This window comes from Paraburkholderia sp. SIMBA_054 (assembly GCF_046534875.1).
Taxonomy (GTDB): domain Bacteria; phylum Pseudomonadota; class Gammaproteobacteria; order Burkholderiales; family Burkholderiaceae; genus Paraburkholderia; species Paraburkholderia hospita.
This window is the reverse complement of the sequence record NZ_JAWRXV010000007.1, coordinates 92,483-113,794: the sequence shown is the minus strand read 5'-3', so window position 1 is coordinate 113,794 and position 21,312 is coordinate 92,483. Positions and strand designations below refer to the sequence as shown.

19 protein-coding genes and 1 pseudogene are annotated in these 21,312 nt (G+C 60.3%); 13 read left to right on the top strand and 7 right to left on the bottom strand.

Annotation, left to right across the window (positions count from 1 at the left end):
• The first annotated feature begins 3 nt into the window (after positions 1–3).
• Both SB822_RS10750 and SB822_RS10745 read left to right on the top strand, forming a co-directional pair.
• A complete protein-coding gene (locus SB822_RS10750) occupies positions 4–735 on the top strand; it encodes an SDR family NAD(P)-dependent oxidoreductase (RefSeq protein ID WP_079493849.1) in 732 nt (243 codons plus the stop codon).
• A 57-nt stretch (positions 736–792) separates the two neighbouring features.
• Positions 793–1,602: an IclR family transcriptional regulator gene (locus tag SB822_RS10745; protein ID WP_079493845.1), complete on the top strand. Its 810-nt coding sequence runs from the start codon at positions 793–795 to the stop codon at positions 1,600–1,602.
• A gap of 30 nt (positions 1,603–1,632) precedes the next feature.
• Here the strand turns inward: SB822_RS10745 and SB822_RS10740 are convergent, their stop codons facing one another.
• Positions 1,633–2,589, bottom strand: coding sequence for a LysR family transcriptional regulator (locus SB822_RS10740; RefSeq protein ID WP_410854630.1), 957 nt, complete (start codon positions 2,587–2,589; stop codon positions 1,633–1,635).
• A gap of 89 nt (positions 2,590–2,678) precedes the next feature.
• On the opposite strand from SB822_RS10740, the gene SB822_RS10735 reads away from it, so the two are divergent.
• From SB822_RS10735 to SB822_RS10685, 11 genes are all read left to right on the top strand, one after another.
• Positions 2,679–3,740: a Gfo/Idh/MocA family protein gene (locus SB822_RS10735; protein ID WP_410854629.1), complete on the top strand. Its 1,062-nt coding sequence runs from the start codon at positions 2,679–2,681 to the stop codon at positions 3,738–3,740.
• 29 nt (positions 3,741–3,769) lie between these two features.
• Positions 3,770–4,207, top strand: a complete 438-nt coding sequence (gene aroQ, locus SB822_RS10730) for a type II 3-dehydroquinate dehydratase (RefSeq protein ID WP_410854628.1) — start codon at positions 3,770–3,772, stop codon at positions 4,205–4,207.
• A 120-nt stretch (positions 4,208–4,327) separates the two neighbouring features.
• Positions 4,328–4,489 carry a DUF1328 domain-containing protein gene (locus tag SB822_RS10725; RefSeq protein ID WP_007578949.1) on the top strand — a complete coding sequence of 54 codons (162 nt, stop codon included), beginning with the start codon at positions 4,328–4,330 and terminating at the stop codon, positions 4,487–4,489.
• 468 nt (positions 4,490–4,957) lie between these two features.
• Entirely contained in the window at positions 4,958–6,871 is a 1,914-nt protein-coding gene (locus SB822_RS10720) for an AAA family ATPase (RefSeq protein WP_410854627.1), read from the top strand.
• 766 nt (positions 6,872–7,637) lie between these two features.
• Complete coding sequence (locus tag SB822_RS10715) at positions 7,638–8,762, top strand: branched-chain amino acid ABC transporter substrate-binding protein (protein WP_322790658.1); 1,125 nt, start codon at positions 7,638–7,640, stop codon at positions 8,760–8,762.
• Positions 8,763–8,836: 74 nt separating this feature from the next.
• The gene (locus SB822_RS10710; protein ID WP_007578942.1) at positions 8,837–9,754 is read left to right on the top strand and encodes a branched-chain amino acid ABC transporter permease; all 918 of its coding nucleotides are present in this window, start codon (positions 8,837–8,839) and stop codon (positions 9,752–9,754) included.
• On the top strand, positions 9,754–11,037 hold the full coding sequence (livM, locus tag SB822_RS10705) for a high-affinity branched-chain amino acid ABC transporter permease LivM (protein ID WP_007578940.1): 1,284 nt from the start codon (positions 9,754–9,756) through the stop codon (positions 11,035–11,037). Before SB822_RS10710 ends, livM begins: the two co-directional genes overlap by 1 nt.
• A complete protein-coding gene (locus SB822_RS10700; RefSeq protein WP_410854626.1) occupies positions 11,034–11,885 on the top strand; it encodes an ABC transporter ATP-binding protein in 852 nt (283 codons plus the stop codon). Before livM ends, SB822_RS10700 begins: the two co-directional genes overlap by 4 nt.
• Positions 11,878–12,603 (top strand): ABC transporter ATP-binding protein, encoded by a 726-nt coding sequence (locus SB822_RS10695; protein WP_079493826.1) that lies wholly within the window; start codon positions 11,878–11,880, stop codon positions 12,601–12,603. Before SB822_RS10700 ends, SB822_RS10695 begins: the two co-directional genes overlap by 8 nt.
• Before the next feature lie 310 nt (positions 12,604–12,913).
• Complete coding sequence (locus SB822_RS10690) at positions 12,914–13,720, top strand: NAD(P)H-dependent oxidoreductase (RefSeq protein WP_079502696.1); 807 nt, start codon at positions 12,914–12,916, stop codon at positions 13,718–13,720.
• Between the two features lie 73 nt (positions 13,721–13,793).
• On the top strand, positions 13,794–14,267 hold the full coding sequence (locus SB822_RS10685) for a VOC family protein (protein ID WP_079502697.1): 474 nt from the start codon (positions 13,794–13,796) through the stop codon (positions 14,265–14,267).
• 368 nt (positions 14,268–14,635) lie between these two features.
• Here SB822_RS10685 and SB822_RS10680 read toward each other — a convergent pair.
• The 6 genes and pseudogenes from SB822_RS10680 to SB822_RS10655 all read right to left on the bottom strand — a co-directional run bounded on the left by SB822_RS10680 (position 14,636) and on the right by SB822_RS10655 (position 21,288).
• Positions 14,636–15,038 (bottom strand): annotated as a pseudogene (locus SB822_RS10680) (PaaI family thioesterase).
• 175 nt (positions 15,039–15,213) lie between these two features.
• On the bottom strand, positions 15,214–16,692 hold the full coding sequence (locus SB822_RS10675) for an aldehyde dehydrogenase (protein WP_410854706.1): 1,479 nt from the start codon (positions 16,690–16,692) through the stop codon (positions 15,214–15,216).
• A gap of 22 nt (positions 16,693–16,714) precedes the next feature.
• Positions 16,715–17,542, bottom strand: coding sequence for an HpcH/HpaI aldolase/citrate lyase family protein (locus SB822_RS10670; protein ID WP_079493816.1), 828 nt, complete (start codon positions 17,540–17,542; stop codon positions 16,715–16,717).
• Entirely contained in the window at positions 17,535–18,911 is a 1,377-nt protein-coding gene (locus SB822_RS10665) for an MmgE/PrpD family protein (protein WP_410854625.1), read from the bottom strand. The genes SB822_RS10670 and SB822_RS10665 overlap by 8 nt, the downstream gene beginning before the upstream one ends.
• Positions 18,912–18,938: 27 nt before the next feature.
• Positions 18,939–20,117, bottom strand: coding sequence for a CaiB/BaiF CoA transferase family protein (locus tag SB822_RS10660; RefSeq protein WP_410854624.1), 1,179 nt, complete (start codon positions 20,115–20,117; stop codon positions 18,939–18,941).
• Positions 20,118–20,127: 10 nt separating this feature from the next.
• Positions 20,128–21,288: an acyl-CoA dehydrogenase family protein gene (locus SB822_RS10655; protein ID WP_410854623.1), complete on the bottom strand. Its 1,161-nt coding sequence runs from the start codon at positions 21,286–21,288 to the stop codon at positions 20,128–20,130.
• Positions 21,289–21,312: the final 24 nt, after the last annotated feature.

The following is a 21,312-nucleotide window of genomic DNA, read 5'->3' as shown; positions in this document are numbered from 1 at the left end:
GATATGACGTTTCAACACGATCTGTTTGCAGGCAAAACGGCCGTCGTCACGGGCGGCACGCAAGGCATCGGCGCGGGCATCGCGCGGCAACTCGCGGCGCTCGGCGCGCGCGTGATCGCGGCGGGACTCGCGCCGACCGACGAGCAACGCAGCGCGCTCGCTGCTGATGGCATCGAAGCGGTGCCGCTCGACGTCGCATCGAAAGAGAGTGTCGATGCGCTGTTTGCGTCGTTGACCTCGCTCGACATGCTGGTGAATTGCGCCGGCGTGATCCGCCGTGGCGACGAACTCGACCCCGAAGTATTCGCGCAGGTGATCGACGTGAACCTCACGGGCACGATGCGAGCGTGCGCGGCGGCGCGGCCGCTGTTGCGCGCGCAGGGCGGCGCGATCGTCAACACGGCTTCGATGCTGAGCTTCTTCGGCGGCGGACTGGTACCGGCCTACAGCGCGAGCAAGGGCGGCGTCGCGCAACTTACGAAGTCGCTCGCCATCGCGTACGCGCCCGACCGCATCCGCGTGAATGCGGTAGCGCCGGGCTGGATCGCCACGCCTTTGACGCAGTCGCTGCAGCAGAACGACGAACGTTCGAAGGCGATACTCGATCGCACGCCGCTCGGACGCTGGGGTTCGCCCGACGACATCGGCCCGGCCGTCGCGTTTCTGTGCTCGCCGGGCGCGTCGTTCATCACGGGCACCGTGCTGCCCGTCGACGGCGGATATCTGGTCGCGTGATGGCACGGCGCCGCGCCTCGCTATAATCGCGTCGCCTTTCACGTTCATCAAACGACCATGCCGACACCCGCCGCCGATGCGCTCGAAGCCGCACGCGCCACAGGCACCGCCGCCTTTTCGAAGTTCATGTCGGTGCTGCAGTTGATCGCCGATGCGAAGGATGCGCCCAGCGTGCCGCAACTGGCGGCGGCGAGCGGCTTTCCGCGTCCGACGGTGTATCGGATCGTCGGCGCGTTGATGGCCGAAGGGCTGGTCGTCGAGAGTCTGCGCGGCGGTACGTTCGAGCTGGGGCCGCGCCTGATGACGCTCGCCAGCCGCAGCTGGGAACGCTCGGATGTGCGCGTCGCGGCGGCGGATGCGTTGCAGGCGCTGCGCGACGCGACGCAGGAAACCGTGCACCTCGCCGTGCGCAGCGGCAGCGAGATGGTCTACATCGAGAAACTGGAAAGCCCGCACGCGGTGCGCATGGCGTCGCGTATCGGCACGCGCGTGACCTTGTATTCGAGTTCGGTCGGCAAGGCGTATCTCGCCGCGCTGGACAATGCGGCGCGCGATGCGCTGCTCGAAGGTCTGACGCTCACGCGCTTCACGGCCAATACGATCGTCGAACCGGATGCCTTGCGCGCCGAACTGGATGAGACGCGCGAGCGCGGTTATGCGGAAGACCGCGAGGAAAACGAACCGCAGATCTTCTGCTATGGATGCGCGATTCGTGCTGCGGACGGTTTGCCCATTGCGTGCATCAGCGTGAGCATTCCGCTATTCAGGCGCAACGACACGCCTTTGGAAACCTATGTCGAGCCGCTGCGCGCCGCGTGTGCGGCTGTTGCCGAGAGGCTAGGGCCTGCGCCGCGTTCGGCGGGTTGAGGCCGCTGAAAACTGCACCGCACGTTTCTGTCAAAACCCGGCCACGCTGCGCGTTTTCAACGCGTAAGGTCCACGCGTCAACTGTTCCTTCAGAAACTCCACGCACACGCGAATCTTCGCGGACGATGACGCGCGCGCCGACGTCACGGCCCAGACATCGGCGGGTTGCTGGTGTTGCGGCAGCACGCGCACGAGCGCGCCCGATTCCAGGCTCGATGCGACGTCCCAGATCGACGCCATGATCACGCCATAGCCTTCGAGCGCCCAGCGTTGCACGATGTCGCTGTGATTCGACGCGATCGGGCCTGTGACCTTGACCGACTTCTCGCCGTCCGGCCCCGTCAGGCGCCACACGCCGAAGCGCTGGTCGCGATCGCGAAACAGCAGGCAATCGTGCTGCGCGAGATCGGCGAGCGTGCGCGGCGTCCCCGCGCGCTTCAGATAGGCAGGCGACGCGCACAGGATGCGCGCGCTGTCGACGATCTTGTGCGCGATCAGATGCGGCTCCTGGATGTTGCCGACACGCACGTCGATATCGAAGTTTTCGCCGACGAGATCGACGCGCCGGTCGAGCAGTTCGAGCCAGATTTCGAGCGCGGCATAGCGCTTTCTCAACAGCATGAGAATCGGCGATACGTGGTCGCGGCCGAGGCGCAGGCTCGTGCTGATGCGGATCACGCCGCGCGGATCGCTCTTCAGCCCGGCGAACGCGTCGGACATGCCTTGCACGTCGTCGAGGATTTTTTGCGCCCACTGGAACGCCGCTTCGCCGTCGCTCGTTACGCTGACGCGACGGGTCGTGCGTAAGAAGAGCTTCACGCCTAGACTCTTTTCGAGCAACGCGATGCGCTTGCTCACGTGCGAAGGCGAGATGCCCATTTCGGTCGACGCGGTGATGAAGCTCGCCCGGCGGGCAACGGTGCAGAACAACTGAAGATCGCGCAGGAAGCCGTCATTATTGGCTAATAGCGCATGATGATTTTCCATTCGGCTGCATTGTGTTGGTGATCGGCACGAGTAATCTAGTCTCAATTCACGAAGACGTCCAATCCCTGGGCGCTAAACACGACGAAATCATGAGACAAATGCAGCTTGCCGTCGCCGGCGCCGGGCTTATCGGCCGACGTCACATCGAACTGATCCAGCAGAGTCCGCGTTGCCGCCTGGCTGCAATCGTCGATCCGGGTCCCGCCGCGCAGGAAGTGGCGAAACAGGTCGACGTGCCGCTCTTTCGCACGCTCGGCGAACTGTTCGCCGCCAGCCGTCCCGATGGCGTGGTGCTTGCCACGCCGAACCAGTTGCATGTCGAGCAGGCGCTCGAATGCATCGGCGCGCGCATTCCCGCGCTGATCGAGAAGCCCGTCGCGCATACCCTTGATGAAGGCGAACGCCTGCGCGCCGCGGCTGATGAGGCCGGCGTGCCGCTTCTGGTCGGCCATCATCGCGCGCACAGCCCGATTCTCGCGAAGGCACGCGAGATCATCGGGGAAGGGCGGATCGGGAAGGTTGTCGGCGTGATGGGCAGCGCCGTGTTCTTCAAACCCGACGAATACTTCGACGCCGCGCCGTGGCGGCGCGAGGCGGGCGGCGGCCCGATTCTCATCAACATGATTCACGAGATCGGCAATCTGCGTTCGTTGTGCGGCGAGATCGTCGCGGTGCAGGCGTTCGCGTCGAACGCGGCGCGCGGGTTTGCCGTCGAAGATACGGTGGCGATCAATCTGCGCTTCGAGAATGGCGCGCTCGGCACGTTTCTGTTGTCGGACACGGCGGCTTCGCCGCGTAGCTGGGAACAGACCTCGCAGGAAAACAAGAGCTATGCGTCCTACGACGACGAAGACTGCTACGTGATCGCGGGCGACATGGGTTCATTGTCGGTGCCCACGATGCGCCTGAAGACCTACGCTACTAAAGAAGAGCGCACGTGGTGGAAGCCGTTCCAGGTGTCCACTGCGAGCATCGAGCGAACGGACCCGCTCGAGCGGCAACTGGATCACTTCTGCGACGTGATTGAAGGCAGCGCGCAGCCGCTCGTCACCGTGCGCGATGGCCTGCAAAACCTGCGCATTACGGAAGCCATCGCGGAATCGGCTCGAACCGGCGCGATCATCGATACGCGAGTCCGCGCGACGGTCTGATGCTCTGATCTCGAACCAACGGAGGACACATGAAAAAAGTACTGATGCTGCATGGGATCAATCACAACATGTTCGGCAAGCGCGATCCGGCGCAATACGGCACGGTGACGCTCGCGGAAATCGACGGTGCCTTGCAGGCGCTGGGGCGCGAGTTGAATGTCGAGGTCGAAAGCTATCAGACCAACCATGAAGGCGACATGTGCGAGCGCATTCACCAGGCTTTCACTGACGGCGCGGACGCCGTTCTGATCAACGCGGGCGCGTGGACGCACTACAGCTACGGGATCCGCGATGCGCTGGCGATACTGACCGTCCCTGTCGTCGAGATTCATATGTCGAACATTCATGCGCGCGAGCCGTTTCGCCATCAATCGGTTTTCGCGGAGATCGTGAAGGGCCAGATTTGCGGGTTCGGCGTGGACAGCTATCTGCTCGGTTTGCGCGCGGCGGTTGCCGCCATTGCGTAGGTTTCCGGCTCGTACGTTCGAGACTCCGTTGCTCACTGTCAGGTACACGGCTTGCTCAAGTGGTTGGACGTCGCCGCGCAAGCAGCCCGGGACCACAACTCAAGCAACGGAGGTCGGAACATGCTTTATTACGCCTTGGTTTTCTTCGTCATTGCGCTGATCGCTGCTGTATTCGGCTTCGGCGGGATTGCAGCGGGAGCGGCCGGCATCGCGAAGATCCTGTTCGTCCTGTTCCTCGTCATCTTTATCGTCACGTTGCTCATGGGTGTCGTGAGACGCTGACGCTGTCTCGGGCACAGGCGGGCCGCTTCCGGTTTGCCTGTGCCCGATCTTCGTATGACCGACCCTGTCGCGGATGCAACGTCCGCGTGATGTGTCTTCGCTGCCTTGCGAAGATAAAAGTGTTTTGCCATCCAAACATCAATTGGTACTTCTTCCCGCAATGCGCCTTCTATAAGGCCAATCGGTTCGATTGCGCGAATCAGCCCTTAAATACGCCCTTTTCTACCGTTTTGGAAATGGCATAAGCCTGGGCATAATGCGATAGACACACAGCGGTCGAAAGAGGGACGCATAAGCGTGTCTTTTTTACCGACGTCATTGCACGAAAGAACTGGTCCCTTCCTCGTTCGCGGCTGCGGCCACATTCCAATCCAGTCCCGTTACGCGCATCGCGCGCGCGTGCTCCGTTTTATTTTGTCCGCGCAAATGCGCGTCGGCCACGATGTGGCCCGTTTTAGGAATCAACTGATGAAACCGGCAAAGAACACGTTCTGGTCGCGCTACGGCCGCTATGTAATGCTTGGCGTGACCGCGACGGCCTTCGCGGCGCTCGTGACGTTCCTGCATCTGCGTCACGATCAGCGTAACGTGCAAGGCTCGCCGGTACTGACGGGCGTCGCGAGCGAAATGCGCAAGGACACGACGGCGTGGACACATCAGGAGCGCGATGCGTCGGAGATGCTGCGCGACATTCGCGAGCACAACGTCACGGCAGTCGGCGTGAGTCCGAATGCGATTCTCGTGTCGACGGCAGATGGAGCGAAGTACTACGTCACCGATCACAACGGCGCCTTCTCGAATGCGCTGCTGCTGGGCGAAATGAAAGCGGACGCGCATACGCCGTATCAAATGGTGTATCTGCCGGACGCCGATATTCACACGGGCTCCGCGCGCTGGATGGATGCTTTCGACAAAGCTCGTGACGCGATCAGCGTACTGCTGCCGCTGCTGTTGATCGGCGGACTCGTGTGGTTCATGCGCCGCGAAATGACGAGCGGCGCGCGTCTGCTGGAAAGAACGCCGGCGCTTTCATTCGAAGACGTGATCGGCGCAGGCGAGGCGAAGGCCGCGCTGTCCGACATCCAGGCCTATCTGACCAATCCGAAACAGTTCACGGGAATGGGTGTGCGCGCGCCGTGCGGCATCCTGATGACGGGTGGACCGGGCGTCGGCAAGACGCGTCTCGCACAGGCGCTCGCGGGCGAGTGCGGCGCGAATTTCATTTCGATCACGGGCAGCTATTTCAGCGCGAAGTACTACGGCGTCGGCATTCAGAAGGTCAAGCATCTGTTCGAACTCGCGCGCAAGAACGCGCCGACCGTCATCTTCATCGACGAAGCCGATGGCCTCGCGAAGCGCACCGATACGGGCGGCGGGCCCGTCGAAGCCGAGAGCAATCGCGTCATCAACCAGTTGCTCGCGGAGATGGACGGCTTCGAATCGAACGAGGGCGTGATTATCGTCGCGGCGACGAATCACCCGGACAATCTCGACGAAGCGTTGCGCCGTCCTGGCCGTTTCGACCGCACGGTGCAGGTGCGTCTGCCCGATCTCGAAGATCGCGCGGATATCATCCGCTTCTATGCGGAGCGGCTGACCTCGAAGGCGGACGATATCGATTTCAATCAGCTCGCGCGTTTGACCACGGGCCTGTCGCCCGCGACGCTCGCGATGGTGGTCAATCAGGCTGGACTTGTCGCACGCAAGGCGGGCGACAACACAGTGGCCGCGAAGCATTTCGTCGAAGCGATCAAGATTGCACGTATCGGCGATGTGAACGGCGCGGAACGTGCGCTCACGGAAGAAGAGCGCACCCGTATTGCCGTTCATGAAGCCGGACACGGACTCGTTGCGGCCCTGCTTGACACGGGCATCCTCGAAGAAGTGACGATTCTGCCGCGCGGCGGCGCATTGGGCGTCGCGCTGATCACGAAGACGCAGGACAAGCACCTGTACCGCGAAACCGAAATGCGCAACGAGATTCAGGTGCTGCTGGGCGGGCGCAATGCCGAGTTGCTGATGTTCTCTGAAGCGTCGAGCGGTGCCGCGTCGGACTTGCAGGAAGCCTCGCGCATCAGTCTGGACATGGTGTCGAAGTTCGGCTTCAACGCGGACGGCAATCTGTTCAGCCTGGCTGCGCTGCCTGCGCAATACGCGGGTTTGCAGATGAAGGGCGCCATCGAGCACGCGAACATCCTGCTCAAGGATCTGAGCGACGCATGCTATGCGCTGCTGCGCGACAACGAGCCCGTGCTGCGAGCCATTGCCGACCAGTTGCTCGAATCGGAGACGGTGCCGGGTGAAACGGTTTACCGGTTGATCGACGCGCACAAGACGAGCCGCGACGGCTTGCATCTGGCGGAGCAGCCGGAAGCAGCGTAAGCGATTCACAAAGCGATTTACGCCTGTTTCTCTGCGCCACACGACGACGAGCAGGCGAACGTCACGCCATCTCCGGTGGCCGGGTTCGGCCCCAGAAGGCGTCGTTCGCCATAACCGCCACACGGTCATTCGAGCGGCCGGTTCGCTCTAGTTAGCCGACGCCATTGCCTTTTGCTGCAGCGTCGTCGATCTCATCGGATACGGGCGCCGTCGACACATAGCCCTTCGGTTACCCGACCAGCCTCTGCCCCCAACCGTCATAAACCGGACGGCCTGTCGCGTGTAGCGCGCCAGTTCGATGGATGATCGTCGTGGTTGTCCCGCTCAAGGGCGGTGACTTAAGTGTAAGTGGCCTCCTTCAACCACACTGCCGGCCGCATGCAGGACAGCACCTCTTATTTCCCGCAGCGACCACCAAAACGACTCGCGGTCACGTGCATCTGAGTCCTCGGCGAAAGGAAGTTTCATTTGCATCGCATCCCGCACGCTCCCAATGCCTCCGCCGGCACAGCGTCTTGGGGTTTTCACTAACAGCTTGAGAGATGCCCCCGACGGGCAGCGTTAGTGCCCAAATGTGCAGTTTTCCGCGATGGGGCAAACGGATTTCGCATCATTAACCACGGCCTAATCCCAACTTTCGCACAATCAAATTCCGGATGAATTTTGGCTTCGGCAACCTCCAGGCAACCTCGTGATTAACGAGGCCCCACAGGAGGCGATCGAAGTAAGCACCGATCGTTTCCGCGTCGAAAGCGAGCACTTGGAGATGGGAATGAACGGCCTGAAGCATTCAATGAACGTAGTTGCGGGGATCGGGTTGGGTGGCCTCGCACTGACCTGGTCAGTTGCCGCGTGTGCAAACCTCGTTGTCGGGGTTGCGGGTCCGATGACGGGCGAATATGCGTCGGGCGGCGAGCAGTTCCGAAAAGGCGCCGAGCAGGCTGTGAAGGACATCAACGCGGCCGGCGGCTTGCTTGGCCAGAAAGTGGATCTGGTCGTGGGCGACGATGTATGTGATCCGAAGCAGGCTGTCTCGGTCGCCAATAGCTTCGTGAATAAGAAAGTTGCATTCGTCGACGGACACTGGTGCTCCAGCTCGACGTTGCCCGCATCGGATGTCTACAACGATGCTCAGATTCCTCAGGTGACCGTTTCGACTAACCCGAAAATTACCGAGCGCGGCATCCAGGGCATCTTCCGTATTACCGGCAGGGACGATCAGCAAGGGCAGGTAGCGGGCGACTACATTGCTGAGAATTTCAAGGGGAAGAAGATTGCCGTCGTCGACGACAAGACCGCCTATGGCGGCGGGCTCGCTGACGAAATCGCCAAGGAACTTTCGGCAAAACAGACCCCCGTCGTACTACGCCAGTCGATCACCGCGGGAGAGAAGGACTACTCGGGCCTCGTCAGCAAGCTCAAGGCAAACGGCGTCGAGGTTCTTGCCTACGGTGGCTACTACCAGGAGGTTGCGCTGATTCTGCGGCAGGCCGCCCAGGCGGGCCTGAAGCTGGCGCTGATCGGCGGCGATACCTTGACCAACAACGAGCTGGTCAATGCTGCGGGACCCGAAATCAACAAGGTCATCTTTACCTTCCCGCCAGACCCGCGAAAGAACGCCGCTGCAGCGAAAGTCGTAGAAGCATTGCGGGCGCAAAAGATCGAACCTGAAGGCTACATGCTGTATTCGTACGCTGCCATGCAGGTTTTTGCCGACGCTGCAAAACGTGCGAACTCGACGGACTACGCGGCTGTTGTCAAGCAGCTGCACAACGCGAGCTTCAACACGGTGGTGGGCCCGGTCGACTTCGACGCGAAGGGGGACCTCAAAAGCCCCGGTTACGTCGTCTATCGATGGAAAGGCAATAACTATGAGTACGTGAACAAGTAAGCGCCTGGACTGCCATGAAATACGGCGGTGCGTGTACGTTGCACCGCCTCCGAACAAGCCTCACCGGAGTAGACATGAGCCAGGCGTTGCAGCAATTGATTAACGGTATCACCCTGGGTGCCATTTATGGCCTGATTGCGATCGGCTATACGATGGTCTACGGCATCATCGGCATGATCAACTTTGCGCACGGCGACATCTATATGGTCAGCGCTTTCATTGCCGTGACCTGCTTCACATTGGTGGCGAGTTCCGGCATATCGTCGGTGGTCGCGAGTATCGCGATCACGCTTGTCGTTTGCATCGCACTCACATCGGCATTTGGCTGGACGGTGGAGCGCGTCGGCTATCGTCCGCTGCGCAGTTCGAGCCGCCTGGCACCGCTGATTTCATCCATCGGGATATCCATCTTCCTTCAGAACGCAGTGCAGATCACACAGGGCGCACGGGTGAAGTCGATCCAGCCGCTGGTGACGGGTGGCGTGAATCTGATTGCAGCGGAAGGTCATCACGGTGCGTACGTCTCTTACACGCAGATCCTGATCGTCGCCGTAACGGTTTTACTGATGTGCGGGTTCACGCTTTTTATCAACCGAACCTCGTTCGGCCGGCAGCAGCGTGCGTGCGAACAGGACCAGCGCATGATGCAGTTCCTCGGCTACAACGTCGACAGAATCATTGCATTGACTTTCATGATCGGTGCGGGCCTGGCAGCGGTCGCTGGCGTGATGGTGACGCTCTACTACGGTGTAGTGGACTTCTCGATCGGCTTCCAGGCGGGCATCAAGGCGTTCACCGCGGCAGTCCTGGGAGGCATCGGTTCGCTACCGGGAGCCATGCTTGGCGGCGTCATCATTGGACTCATCGAAGCATTCTGGGCGGCTTATCTTTCGCCCGAGTACAAAGACGTCGCGACGTTCGTCATCCTGATCGTAGTCCTGATGTTTCGTCCCTCAGGTTTGCTTGGACGCCCGGAAGTGGAGAAAGTGTAATGAGCGCAACCATGATGAAAGAATCTGACCTGTCACTGAGGATACGCGATGCCCTGTGGGCATCGGTTGTTGCCGGTCTGATTGGTCTTCCGTTGCTTGGCCTGACGACACGGGATGGAATGCACGGATTGCAGGTCGAGACTCGCTGGCCGCTGCTGGCCGCGTTCATTGCGATCGCGTTTGCCGGGCGGTTCGCTCTCCAGACTGTGATGCACCGGTTCAAGATTGCCCCGAAGCGGCGGGCATCGACACGGCCCGCTCCAGGTGTCGTGGGTAACGGTGCGCTCGCCTGGCTGGGCGCAGGATGTGTCGCGTTCGCCGTTCTGCTGCCCGCATTGTTTGCCGGTAACAGATATGTGGTCGATACAGCTACGACGGTACTCATCTACGTGATGCTGGGCTGGGGGTTGAACGTGGTCGTCGGTCTTGCGGGGCTGCTAGACCTGGGATACGTCGCTTTCTATGCTGTTGGTGCGTATACCTATGGGCTTCTGTCGACGCACTTCGGATTTGGCTTCTGGCAGGCGCTCCCGGTTGCTGGTGCCCTTGCAGCGTTGTTCGGGATGGTACTCGGCTATCCGACTTTGCGGCTGCGCGGCGACTATCTGGCAATCGTCACGCTTGGTTTCGGGGAGATCATCCGCCTGGTGCTGGTGAATTGGGGCGACCTTACAGGCGGGCCAAACGGCATCTCGTCGATTCCGAAGCCGACGTTTTTCGGTTTGCCAATGGCTGCCTCCGGCGAGGGGCCAACCTTTGCCAGCGTGTTCGGCATCGACTACACCCCGGGACAGCGAGTTGTATTTCTTTACTACCTCATCCTCGGACTGGCGCTTCTGACCAGCCTGCTCGTCAACCGACTTCGACGGCTGCCGGTCGGTCGCGCGTGGGAGGCCGTGCGCGAGGACGAGATCGCCTGCAAGGCGATGGGCATCAACGTGACCAACGTCAAGCTCTCAGCGTTCGCGACGGGCGCAATGCTTGCCGGATTCGCTGGCGTGTTTTTCGCTGCGCGTCAGGGGTTTATTTCGCCGGAGAGCTTCACGTTTCCAGAATCGGCCACCATTCTGGCCATCGTGGTGCTCGGAGGTATGGGCAGTCAACTCGGCGTCGTGTTTGCCGCAAGCGTCCTGGTGGTATTGCCCGAACTCGGACGTGACTTTTCAGAATACCGCATGCTCGCGTTCGGCGTGGCGATGGTGCTGATCATGATCGTGCGGCCGGGTGGGTTGATTAGCCACCGTCGTGCCACCGTCAACGTGCCGTCGGAGGCAAAGCAATGACAATCGATCGTCCTTTGCTTCGTGTTGAAAACCTGACCATGCAATTCGGCGGTTTGCGCGCAATCGAGAACCTCTCGATGCACGCGTATGCGGCTCAGGTCACGTCGGTGATCGGTCCGAATGGCGCAGGAAAGACAACCTTTTTTAACTGTCTGACTGGCTTTTATCGGCCGACACGAGGCGCGCTCACCTTGTCTCATCCGCGACGTGGCGAACTGCGTCTGGATGCGATGCGCAGCGTCAATGTGGCGCGCACTGCACAGGTTGTCCGCACCTTCCAGAACATTCGTCTGTTTCCTCGTATGACGGTGCTCGAAAACCTGATGGTCGCTCAGCACAATACTCTGCAGGAGGCCTCACGCTTCTCGATCGCGGGCGCACTCAAGCTGGCATCGTACCGGCGTGCGAGTGAACAGGCGATTGACAACGCCTTGACGTGGCTGGGGCGGCTTGGTGTACGGGATGTGGCCGAAAAGGCCGCCGGCGATATGCCCTACGGCGTACAACGCCGGGTGGAGATTGCGCGTGCCATGTGTGCTGGTCCTATCCTGCTTTGCCTTGACGAGCCGGCTGCAGGGCTGAATCCGCGCGAATCCGCGGAGTTGACGGCGCTTCTCAGGTCGCTCGCAAAAGAGCAGGGCATCGGCATCCTTTTGATCGAGCATGACATGAGCGTTGTCATGAAAGTCTCCGATCACATCGTGGTTCTGAATCACGGCAAGAAGATCGCCGAAGGTTGCCCGGCCGGGATCAAATCCAATCCGGACGTCATCAGTGCCTATCTTGGCGAAGACGATGATTCATCGTCGGACGAACTGATGCCCCATGAGAGGTCCGCTCATGCTTGAAATTCAGAATCTGAGTGCGCACTATCGAAGCGTTCAGGCGTTGCGCGGCGTTAACCTCCGGGTCAACGAAGGCGAAGTCGTCACCCTGATCGGTGCGAACGGTGCCGGAAAATCGACGCTGATGAATTCGATCTTCGGTGTCCCGCGCGCGAGCGGTGGCCGGATCCTGTTCGAGGGGCAGGATATAACGAAGCTTCCATCACATGCGATTGGGAGGCTGGACATTGCCGTGGTGCCTGAGGGGCGTCGCATCTTCCAGCGGATGACTGTCCTCGAGAACCTGCTGATGGGTTGTACTGCGGATCGGCGCACGACTGCGCAGGATCTCGATCGGATGTACGAGATGTTTCCGATCCTGAAGAGCCGAGCCTCGCAGCGTGCGGGGACCCTGTCGGGTGGAGAGCAGCAGATGCTGGCCATCGGACGGGCGCTCATGTCGCACCCGAGATTGCTGCTGCTTGATGAGCCGTCGCTCGGACTCGCCCCGCTCTTCATCCGCAAGATCTTTTCCGTGGTGAAGGAGTTGAACGAGCAGATGGGCATGACGATCCTGCTGGTTGAACAGAATGCTCACCACGCATTGCGCGTAGCCCATCGCGGATATGTTCTCCAGCATGGGGAGATCGCGCTGGAAGGTTCGGGAAGCGAGTTACTTGCCAACCCTGCGGTGCGCGCAGCCTATCTGGAGGGTGATACGGCTCAGCTGGACGCAGCCTGACCGCGCGGCAGGGGAAGGCGAGTATCCGGCGGATATCCGTATCGCCATCGAATCCTCATACGTCTCATGAAGAAAGCGTTGGGTGATTTTCCGTCCCTGCACTCGGTGATCGATTGTGCAGAATTCCGCAGCACCGGCCTTGAACCAGTTCAAGCCGGAGAGCAGTGAACAGTGCAGAATAACGATCAAGAGGTGACGTCGTCGCTACGCGACGAGCTCGAAAAGCGGGGAGCCATCCTCGGCGAGGAACACGGAGGAAGACGGGCGTTAGTGGCTCGCCTTCAATGCGAAGAAATTCAGGAGTTATCGGATGAAAGTCCTCATCGTATTTGCACACCCCGAACCGAAGTCGTTCAACGGCGCGCTCAAGGATACTGCCGTCGCGACACTGGAGGCGCTCGGTCACGAAGTTCAGGTCAGCGATCTGTACAAGCTGAACTGGCGCGCGGACCTGAACGTCGACGATTTCACAGGCGACCGTTTGAACGACGATTTCCTCGATCTTTCGGCCGAACAGGAACATATGTTCACGACGTCGACACCGCCAACACCCGATGTTCACGCGGAACAGCAGAAGCTGCTCTGGTGCGACATGGTGATCTTCCAGTATCCGATGTGGTGGTTCGGCATGCCCGCCATCCTGAAGGGCTGGGTGGATCGCGTGATGACGCGTGGGTTCGCCTATGCGACGGGCCGCAAGTACGACACGGGGATGTTCAACGGTAAGCAAGCGATGGTATCGACGACGACGGGCACTGCCTCCAGCTTGTATGAGCCCGACGGCGTCGACGGAGCGATCAATCACATTCTCTGGCCGATTCACAATGGGATCTTCCGCTACCTCGGTTTCGACGTCCTGCCTCCACACGTATCGTGGATGCCGTCGCGGGTGTCGGCGGACGAGCGTCAGGCGTATCTCGACTCCTATGCGACGCGTCTTCGTCAAATCGAGAACACCGAGCCACTGTTCTTCCATCCGTTCGCTGACTACGGTCCGGACCAACGTCTGAAGCCCGGTGTGATCGCACGCTCGGGTTTTCAATGGAATCCTGGCGCAGGGCAGGCACACGATGACGCGGCTGACGAATTCACCCGCAAGGTCGCAAGTGCCGGTTGAACTGGTCATTGCCGGGGGCGCGCGCGTCATTTGCGCGTGCGGTTGTTGTGGTTAACTGAAGGTGAGGGTACGTATGAAAGACCTTGGCATTTTCCGGCAGTTGCACCATGTTTGCATCGTCGTGCGCGATATAGAAAAAGCTGTAACGTTCTATGAATCTGCGGGTGTGGGCCCGTGGAAAGACTTCCCGCCGATGGATGCATATGAACTCAACGGCTATAACCGTGAAGCGTTTCTGCAGATGCGCTACAAGTTTGCGACGTTGGATAACGTGCAAATCCAGTTGTGCCAACCGGGGCAGGGCGATACACCGCAGCGCCGCTTTCTCGACGCACGGGGCGAAGGCGTCTTCCACCTGGGATTCACGGTTGACAGCGTAGACGCGGCTCAGCAACAGGGAATCGACGCTGGCTTGCCTCTTCTTGGATCGGGGCGACTCGACGATCGCAGCGGATTTACCTATTTCAACACCGCTGATAGAGGTGCAGGTGTAACGCTTGAAGTTCGCCAGGCGAGCGCTAACGCGAGCAAGGGCATCAAGAGCTGAGTCCTTCCGGCGCGCACAGCGGAACAAAGGGGGGCGATCTGAGTATCGATGGTCCCCCTTTCTGAAGAGAGCAACTTATGCGTCCGTCGCACCCAGCCCCTCGCTCAAATGTAATCGACAGTAGTGCGGCTGTGTCTTTCGGGGAAAAACTGAAGGCTTGCTGCGCCGCCGTGTTCAATCCGCTGGCCGGGATTGAGCGTGAACTCTATGCGCCCAGCAGTGATTCAGCGGACCAGGTTCGAATCGATCCCGCCATCCTGTTGCTTGCTGCCTTGTGGTAAAGGCCTTATTTGGCCGTATGCCGTACTGGTCGTGCTCCCCAGAATGATCACGTCGGATATGCGCCACACAGCGCCTTGAAGAGGTGCTTAGCGCGGGGCACCTACGTACTTGAACGTCCCTTGGGCGGTTGCAACAAGCAGCGTGTCATCGACCCACGTTTCGGCGCGCGCAAAGAAGATCGACCTTCCGTTTCGCTCCAGCTCCAGCATGCCGATCGCCTTAACGTGGTGCCCTTGACCCTTGTCGAGGAGGTTCGTCGTCAGAGACAGGGTAAATGCGTGCTGTTCGACTTCTCCCGGCATCGAGAAGATTCCCGCGTAGCCGGCGGCCGCATCCAGCAAGGTGGCGATTGCACCGCCTTGCAGAACGTGTTGCCGGTTAAGCTTGGTTGCGTCGATCGGCATTGTCAGTTCCGCATAGCCGTCGCGCCATACAGAGGTGCACGCCGAGACTTTCGAGGAAAGGATTGTCGAGCGGGCAATCTTGCATAAGGGGAGCGGGACACATTTGATCGGTCGCGTTGAAAGCATGAGCGCAGCGCACGGCGCTGCATCTGGCGCAGGATGCGCCTGGCTGAACATGACAATGCCCCGGTTGTGTGAACAACGAGGGCGTTATCGGAATGTTGCGGCTCAACGGTCGCTACGCCGTCGAGCACTTCGTTTCATCGCATGACGAACGGATTTGCAGTCTTCACGCCGGTGTTGATCCACACGCTCTTGGTCTGCAGATACTCCCGGATCGCGTCGATGCCGTTCTCGCGCCCGAGGCCGGAGTCCTTATAGCCGCCAAATGGGGACATGTAGCTGACAGCGCGGTAGCTGTTGACCCAAACCATGCCAGCCTGGATCTTTTCTGCTACCCGGATGGATCGACCGATATCCTTGGTCCACACGCCGGCACCCAGGCCAAACCGCACATCGTTCGCGATGGCAACGGCTTCGTCTTCATCCTTGAACCGGATAATAGAAAGCACCGGGCCGAATACTTCTTCCTGAGCGATTCGCATGCTGTTTTTCACGTCACCAAAGATCGTAGGCTCGACGAACCAGCCGCGGCCGCATTCAGGTGCTGTGCCGGGTTTGCCACCGAGCAACAGCGTTGCCCCGTCCTCCTTCGCGGTTTCGATATAAGACAGGACCTTCAGATATTGCGGGCGCGTCGTCACCGGACCGACCTGCGTATCCATTTTCGATGGATTGCCCATCCTGGCGGTGCGAGCGAGCGTCACAAGCCGATCGACGAAGGCATCGTAGATGCTGTCCTGCAATAGCAGTCGCGAGCCCGCGATGCACGTCTGGCCGGTCGCGGCGAAAATGCCCGATACGGCGCCGTTCACGGCGTCTTCAAGGTCTGCGTCCTCGAACACGATGTTCGGCGACTTGCCGCCCAGTTCGAGACTGACATGTTTGAACTGACGCGCAGCGGCTTCGTTAATGGCGCGTCCCGTCGAGTCCGCGCCCGTAAACGTGATCTTCTTCACGAGCGGATGTTCAACGAGCGGAGAGCCCACATCCTTGCCGAAGCCGGTGACGACGTTAATGACGCCTGGCGGAAAGCCCGCTTCGGTGAACAGCTTCGCGAACTCGATCGTGGATGCCGAAGTGAATTCCGAGGGCTTAATGACGACAGTGCAGCCCGCAGCCAGAGCTGGAGCGATCTTCCAGGTCGCGAGGAGCAGAGGCGAGTTCCACGGCGTGATCGCCGCCACGACGCCGAGCGGTTCATTGCGCGTGAAATTGAAGTACCCCTTCTTGTCGAGCGGGATGACCGCGCCCTGAATCTTGTCAGCGAGACCGCCAAAGTAGTAGTACCACTGCGGAAGATACTGACACTGCCCGTACATCTCGGCCATCAGCTTGCCGTTGTCCTGTACTTCCAGTTCCGCCAGCCGCTTAGCGTCCCGTGCGATAAGGTCGCCGACACGGTGCAGCAGGAGACCGCGCTGGCTTGGCGTCATCTGCGCCCACGGCCCAGTGCTGAACGCTGCATGAGCCGCCTCCACCGCGCGGTTCACGTCGGCGGCGTTGCCCTTGGCAATCCTCGCCCATGCTTCGCCGGTGAACGGATTTTCGGTATCGAACCATTCACCCGAGGAGGCGGAAACAGATTCGCCGTTAATGTACATTTCGAATTGCTGCATGATTTTGAACGCTCCACTTATGTCAGGCCGCGACAGGCACGCGCCGCTGCGATTCAGCAAGAATTTCCTGAGCCTTAAGGATGACGGGCCGATCGACCATACGGCCGTCGACAGCGACAGCCGCGCCATGCGACGCTGCTGCCGCAGCGAGTACTTTCCTGGCCCATTCCACGTCCTTTGCAGTCGGGACAAAGGCAGCATTGACAGCTGCGACCTGTTTGGGATGAATGCAGAGTTTGGCCCCAAAACCCAACCGCCTGGCGCGAAGCGTGTCGCGTTCGATTTGCGCTGCGTCGTCGAGGGTGATGCTGACCCCGTCAACCGGCGCCAGAAGGTTGCCGATACGCGAGGCCAGCACGATTTGAGACCTGAAATACAACAGCTGCTCATCGTCGCCGTCGATGCCCAGATCCAGCTGGAAGTCGACGTTGCCAAATACGAGTCGAGTCGTCAGGCGATGTTGGGCGATCGCGACGACGTTCCGAAACCCTTGGGCCGTCTCGATCATCGGCAGGATGTCGGTCGGCTTGCCGGCGAATTCGCACAGGAAGATATCGTCGATCCGTTCCGTTTTGGGCAGCATCACTGCCTTAACGGAGGGCGCACGACACAGGGTGATATCGTCGCGAAACCACTCGCTGTTGACATCGTTCACGCGCACTGCAATCGGTGTGTCATTCGCGGAAAGCCATTCTGAGAGTGCAGCGCGAGCCACTTTCTTTTCGTCGGGAGGGACGGCGTCTTCAAGATCGATGACAACCACGTCGACGCCCGACGCGGCCGCCTTGGCGAACCGGTCGGGCCGGTTACCCGGAACAAAAAGGTATGAACGGGGGGCGAGATCAGCCATGTTGTGACTCCAGTGAGACTTCGGGGAGCAGCCGTGGAACGACGGGACAATCGGCAAGAGACCATACCGACGCGATCGCATGCTGGATTTCCTCCTCGGCGGCTGCGTTGCCGTAGAGACCCAGCGTAGTGGTTTTATGCTCGAGTTCGGCGCGCGTCAGCGTATTGCCAGGATCGCCTTTCGGGTCGTCGATCCGGCCAGTAAATGTCTGTCCGTCCTTTGTCTGGACGGTGATCTTGCCGATCCATCGCGCAGGGTAGGCCGTGTCGACTTCGGGATCGAGCACCATGGAAACCTTGTCGCGGAACTGCGCGATACGGTTTTCCTTGTAGTGCGCATCGAACTCGCGAACGCCCGCGTGACCGTATTCGGCGGCCAATGCAAGGACGGTGCCCATTGAGAACTTCGCCTGGTGAATCGTCTTCGGGTCCGTGACCGGTCCGAGAACGTCGATCGCGGCCTGGTGCACATGCGTTACGACCGTTTCAATGTCGCCAGGAGAAAGCTTCTCGCGTCTCAACACATGGAGAAGTGCATCTGCGGCCGGGTGGGTGTGCCGGCAGGACGCATGGAACTTGAAGGAAGTTTCGACGAGCGCCCAACGCTCGCTCAACCGGTCGACAAGCTTCTGCGGGTCCGTCTGCGCCGACATGCCGGCGCCCATACCCTTGACGCCTTCCAGAATGTCCTCCGCGCCGGTGAATCCGTCCGCTGCAAGGTAGGCGGCGAGGAGCCCGTTCGCTGCGGCTTTCGCGGTATGCAACTGCTTGGAATCGGCCGCATCGCGCAGGAACTCCCACAGTCCGGCCGCTTGCGTGCCTGCCGAACCGAAAGCGTGAAGCATCTGTACCTCGTCAAGACGAAGCAGGTTGCCGACGGCGGCTGCGGCGGCCAATGTGCCGACCGTGCCGGTCGTATGAAAAATCTTGTAGTGAGATCGGCCGAGAAACTCGCCGACCCGGATGCCAACCTCATAGCCGGCGACTGAGGCCGCGATGAATTCCTTGCCACTGCGTCCCAACGCCTGAGCCGCAGCCCATGCTGCGGGAAACACAACCGTGGCCGGATGCAGCACCGAACTGTTGTGCAGGTCATCCTGTTCTGCAAAGTGCGACGCGGCGGCATTCACCATGGCCGCAAACAGCGGGCTCGTCGTGCGGCTCGATATCAGGATTTCGCAGGGGCCCGATTGCGGGCCAAAATCCAGCGCGAGCTTCTGGATCGATTCCACCGGGCGGGCGCCGCGTCCCGCCAACGCTGCGCCGAACCAGTCCAGAAAAAGGTCTTCGGTGCGTCGTACGACTTCCGTGGGAATCTGTTCGTATTTCAGATTGGCTGCGAAGGCAGCCAGGATTTCGGTATTGGTCATGTCAGGGTTCCGGACGAGATGACTTCATCAAACAACGGCCGCATTGCGTAGGTCACGGATCATTTCAGGCATATAGCCCAGTTCCAGAAGGAGCGCTTCTGTGTGTTGACCGAGGGCCGGGACAGCACCCAGTTGCATTGCTTCGACATGAGCGATGCCTGGCGGAAGCAGCGCCGGAACATCACCTGTCGGCGTTCCGACCGTGGTCCAGCGTCCTCGTGCTTTCAGCTGCTCATGCGTCCAGACGTCCTCCATCGAGTTCATCCGTGCATTGGCAATCTGCGCAGCATCGAGCCGACGGATTACCTCCTCCGATGACAATTCGCTGAATGCGGCGCAGATGATGTCTCTCAACGCCTCGCGAGCGGCTACCCGTTTCGAGTTCGAGCTGAAGCGTGATTCAATCGCGAGTTCCGGGTCGAGCAGTACCTTCGAACAGAACACCGCCCATTCACGCTCGTTCTGCAGGCCGAGCATCACCGTCTTGCCGTCTCCCGCCGGGAAGGGGCCGTACGGGTAAATCGTCGCGTGAGCTGCGCCGGCGCGAGGAGGTGGTGACGCGCCGTCGTAGGCGTAGTACAGGGGATACGACATCCACTCCACCATGCTTTCGAGCATCGAAACGTCGATCTCGCGCCCCAGCCCCGTCTTCGCGCGTTGCAGCAGTGCCGAGAGAATGTTGGTGTACGCGTACATGCCTGCGGCAATGTCTGCAATCGAGCAACCCGCCTTCGCAGGTGATTCGGCAGCGCCGGTAATTGACAGAAAACCCGATTCGCTCTGGATGAGCAGGTCGTACGCCTTCTTGTCGCGGTAGGGACCGTCCGCTCCATATCCGGAGATGTTGCAGACGATCAGCTTCGGATACCTGTCGTGCAGTGCCTCGAAAGACAGACCCAAGCGCGCGGCGGCGCCAGGTGCCAGATTCTGCACAAGCACGTCGGCGTCTCGGAGCAGACCGTCCAGGATGGCTTCAGCCTGTGGCGCCTTGACGTCGAGAGAGAGGCTCTCCTTCGAACGATTGCACCAGACAAAATGGGAGGCCAGTCCGTTCACTCTTTCGTCGTACGCACGCGCGAAGTCACCCACTCCCGGCCGCTCAACCTTGATCACGCGCGCGCCAAGGTCGGCCAACTGGCGCGTACAGAACGGCGCTGCGATTGCATGCTCGAGCGTGATGACCTTGACCCCGTCCAGCGGTTTCATGACAGCCTCCTTAGAATGAACGCGGCAGTCCCAGCAGATGCTCGGCCACATACGAGAGAATCAGGTTCGTCGAGATCGGTGCGACATGGTAAAGGCGGGTTTCGCGGAATTTGCGTTCGACGTCGTACTCGTTGGCAAAGCCAAATCCGCCGTGGAACTGAAGGCACGCGTTGGCGGCTTCCCATGAGGCATCTGCGGCAAGCAACTTCGCCATGTTGGCTTGCGCGCCGGCCGGCTGCTTTGCGTCGAACAGCTCGCATGCCTTGTAGCGCATGAGGCTCGCGGCTTCGACGTTGATGAATGCGCGGGCGATCGGGAACTGCACACCCTGGTTCTGTCCGATTGGCCGGCCGAACACGACACGCTCCTTGACGTACGCGGTTACCTTGTCGAGGAACCAGTACCCGTCGCCGATGCATTCGGCGGCGATCAGCGTGCGTTCGGCATTGAGGCCATCAAGGATGTACTTGAAGCCCTTGCCTTCCTCGCCGATGAGGCTGTCTGCCGGAATCTCGAGGTTGTCGAAGAACAGTTCGTTGGTCTCGTGATTGACCATGTTCGGAATGGGTTGCACTGTCATTCCCTTTCCAACTGCCTCGCGCAGATCGACCAGAAAGATAGACATCCCTTCAGATTTCTTTGCGACCTTGTCGATGGGTGTGGTGCGGGCCAGCAGGATCATCAGATCGGAGTGTTGGACACGCGAAATCCAGACCTTCTGTCCGTTGATGACGTACCGGTCGCCTTGACGGACCGCGGTCGTCTTCAGCTTCGTCGTATCGGTGCCGGTCGTCGGCTCGGTGACACCCATCGACTGAAGCCGGAGCTTGCCGCTAGCGATCTGCGGCAGATAGTGGTCCTTTTGTTCCTTCGAACCGTGCCGCAACAAGGTGCCCATGTTGTACATCTGGCCATGACAAGCCCCCGAATTCCCGCCGCTGCGGTTGATCTCTTCCATGATGACCGACGCCTCAGTCAGGCCGAGTCCCGATCCGCCGTATTCCTGCGGGATCAGCGCGGCCAGCCAGCCGGCGTCGGTCAGTGCCTGAACGAACGCCTCCGGATAGGCTCGCTCCTCGTCGATCTTCCGGAAATACTCGGGGGGAAAGTTCGAGCAAAGGTCGCGGACGGCTTCACGGATGTCCTGGTATGAGTCAACGGTGTGCGTCACTTTGTGTCTACTCCTGTCGTATCA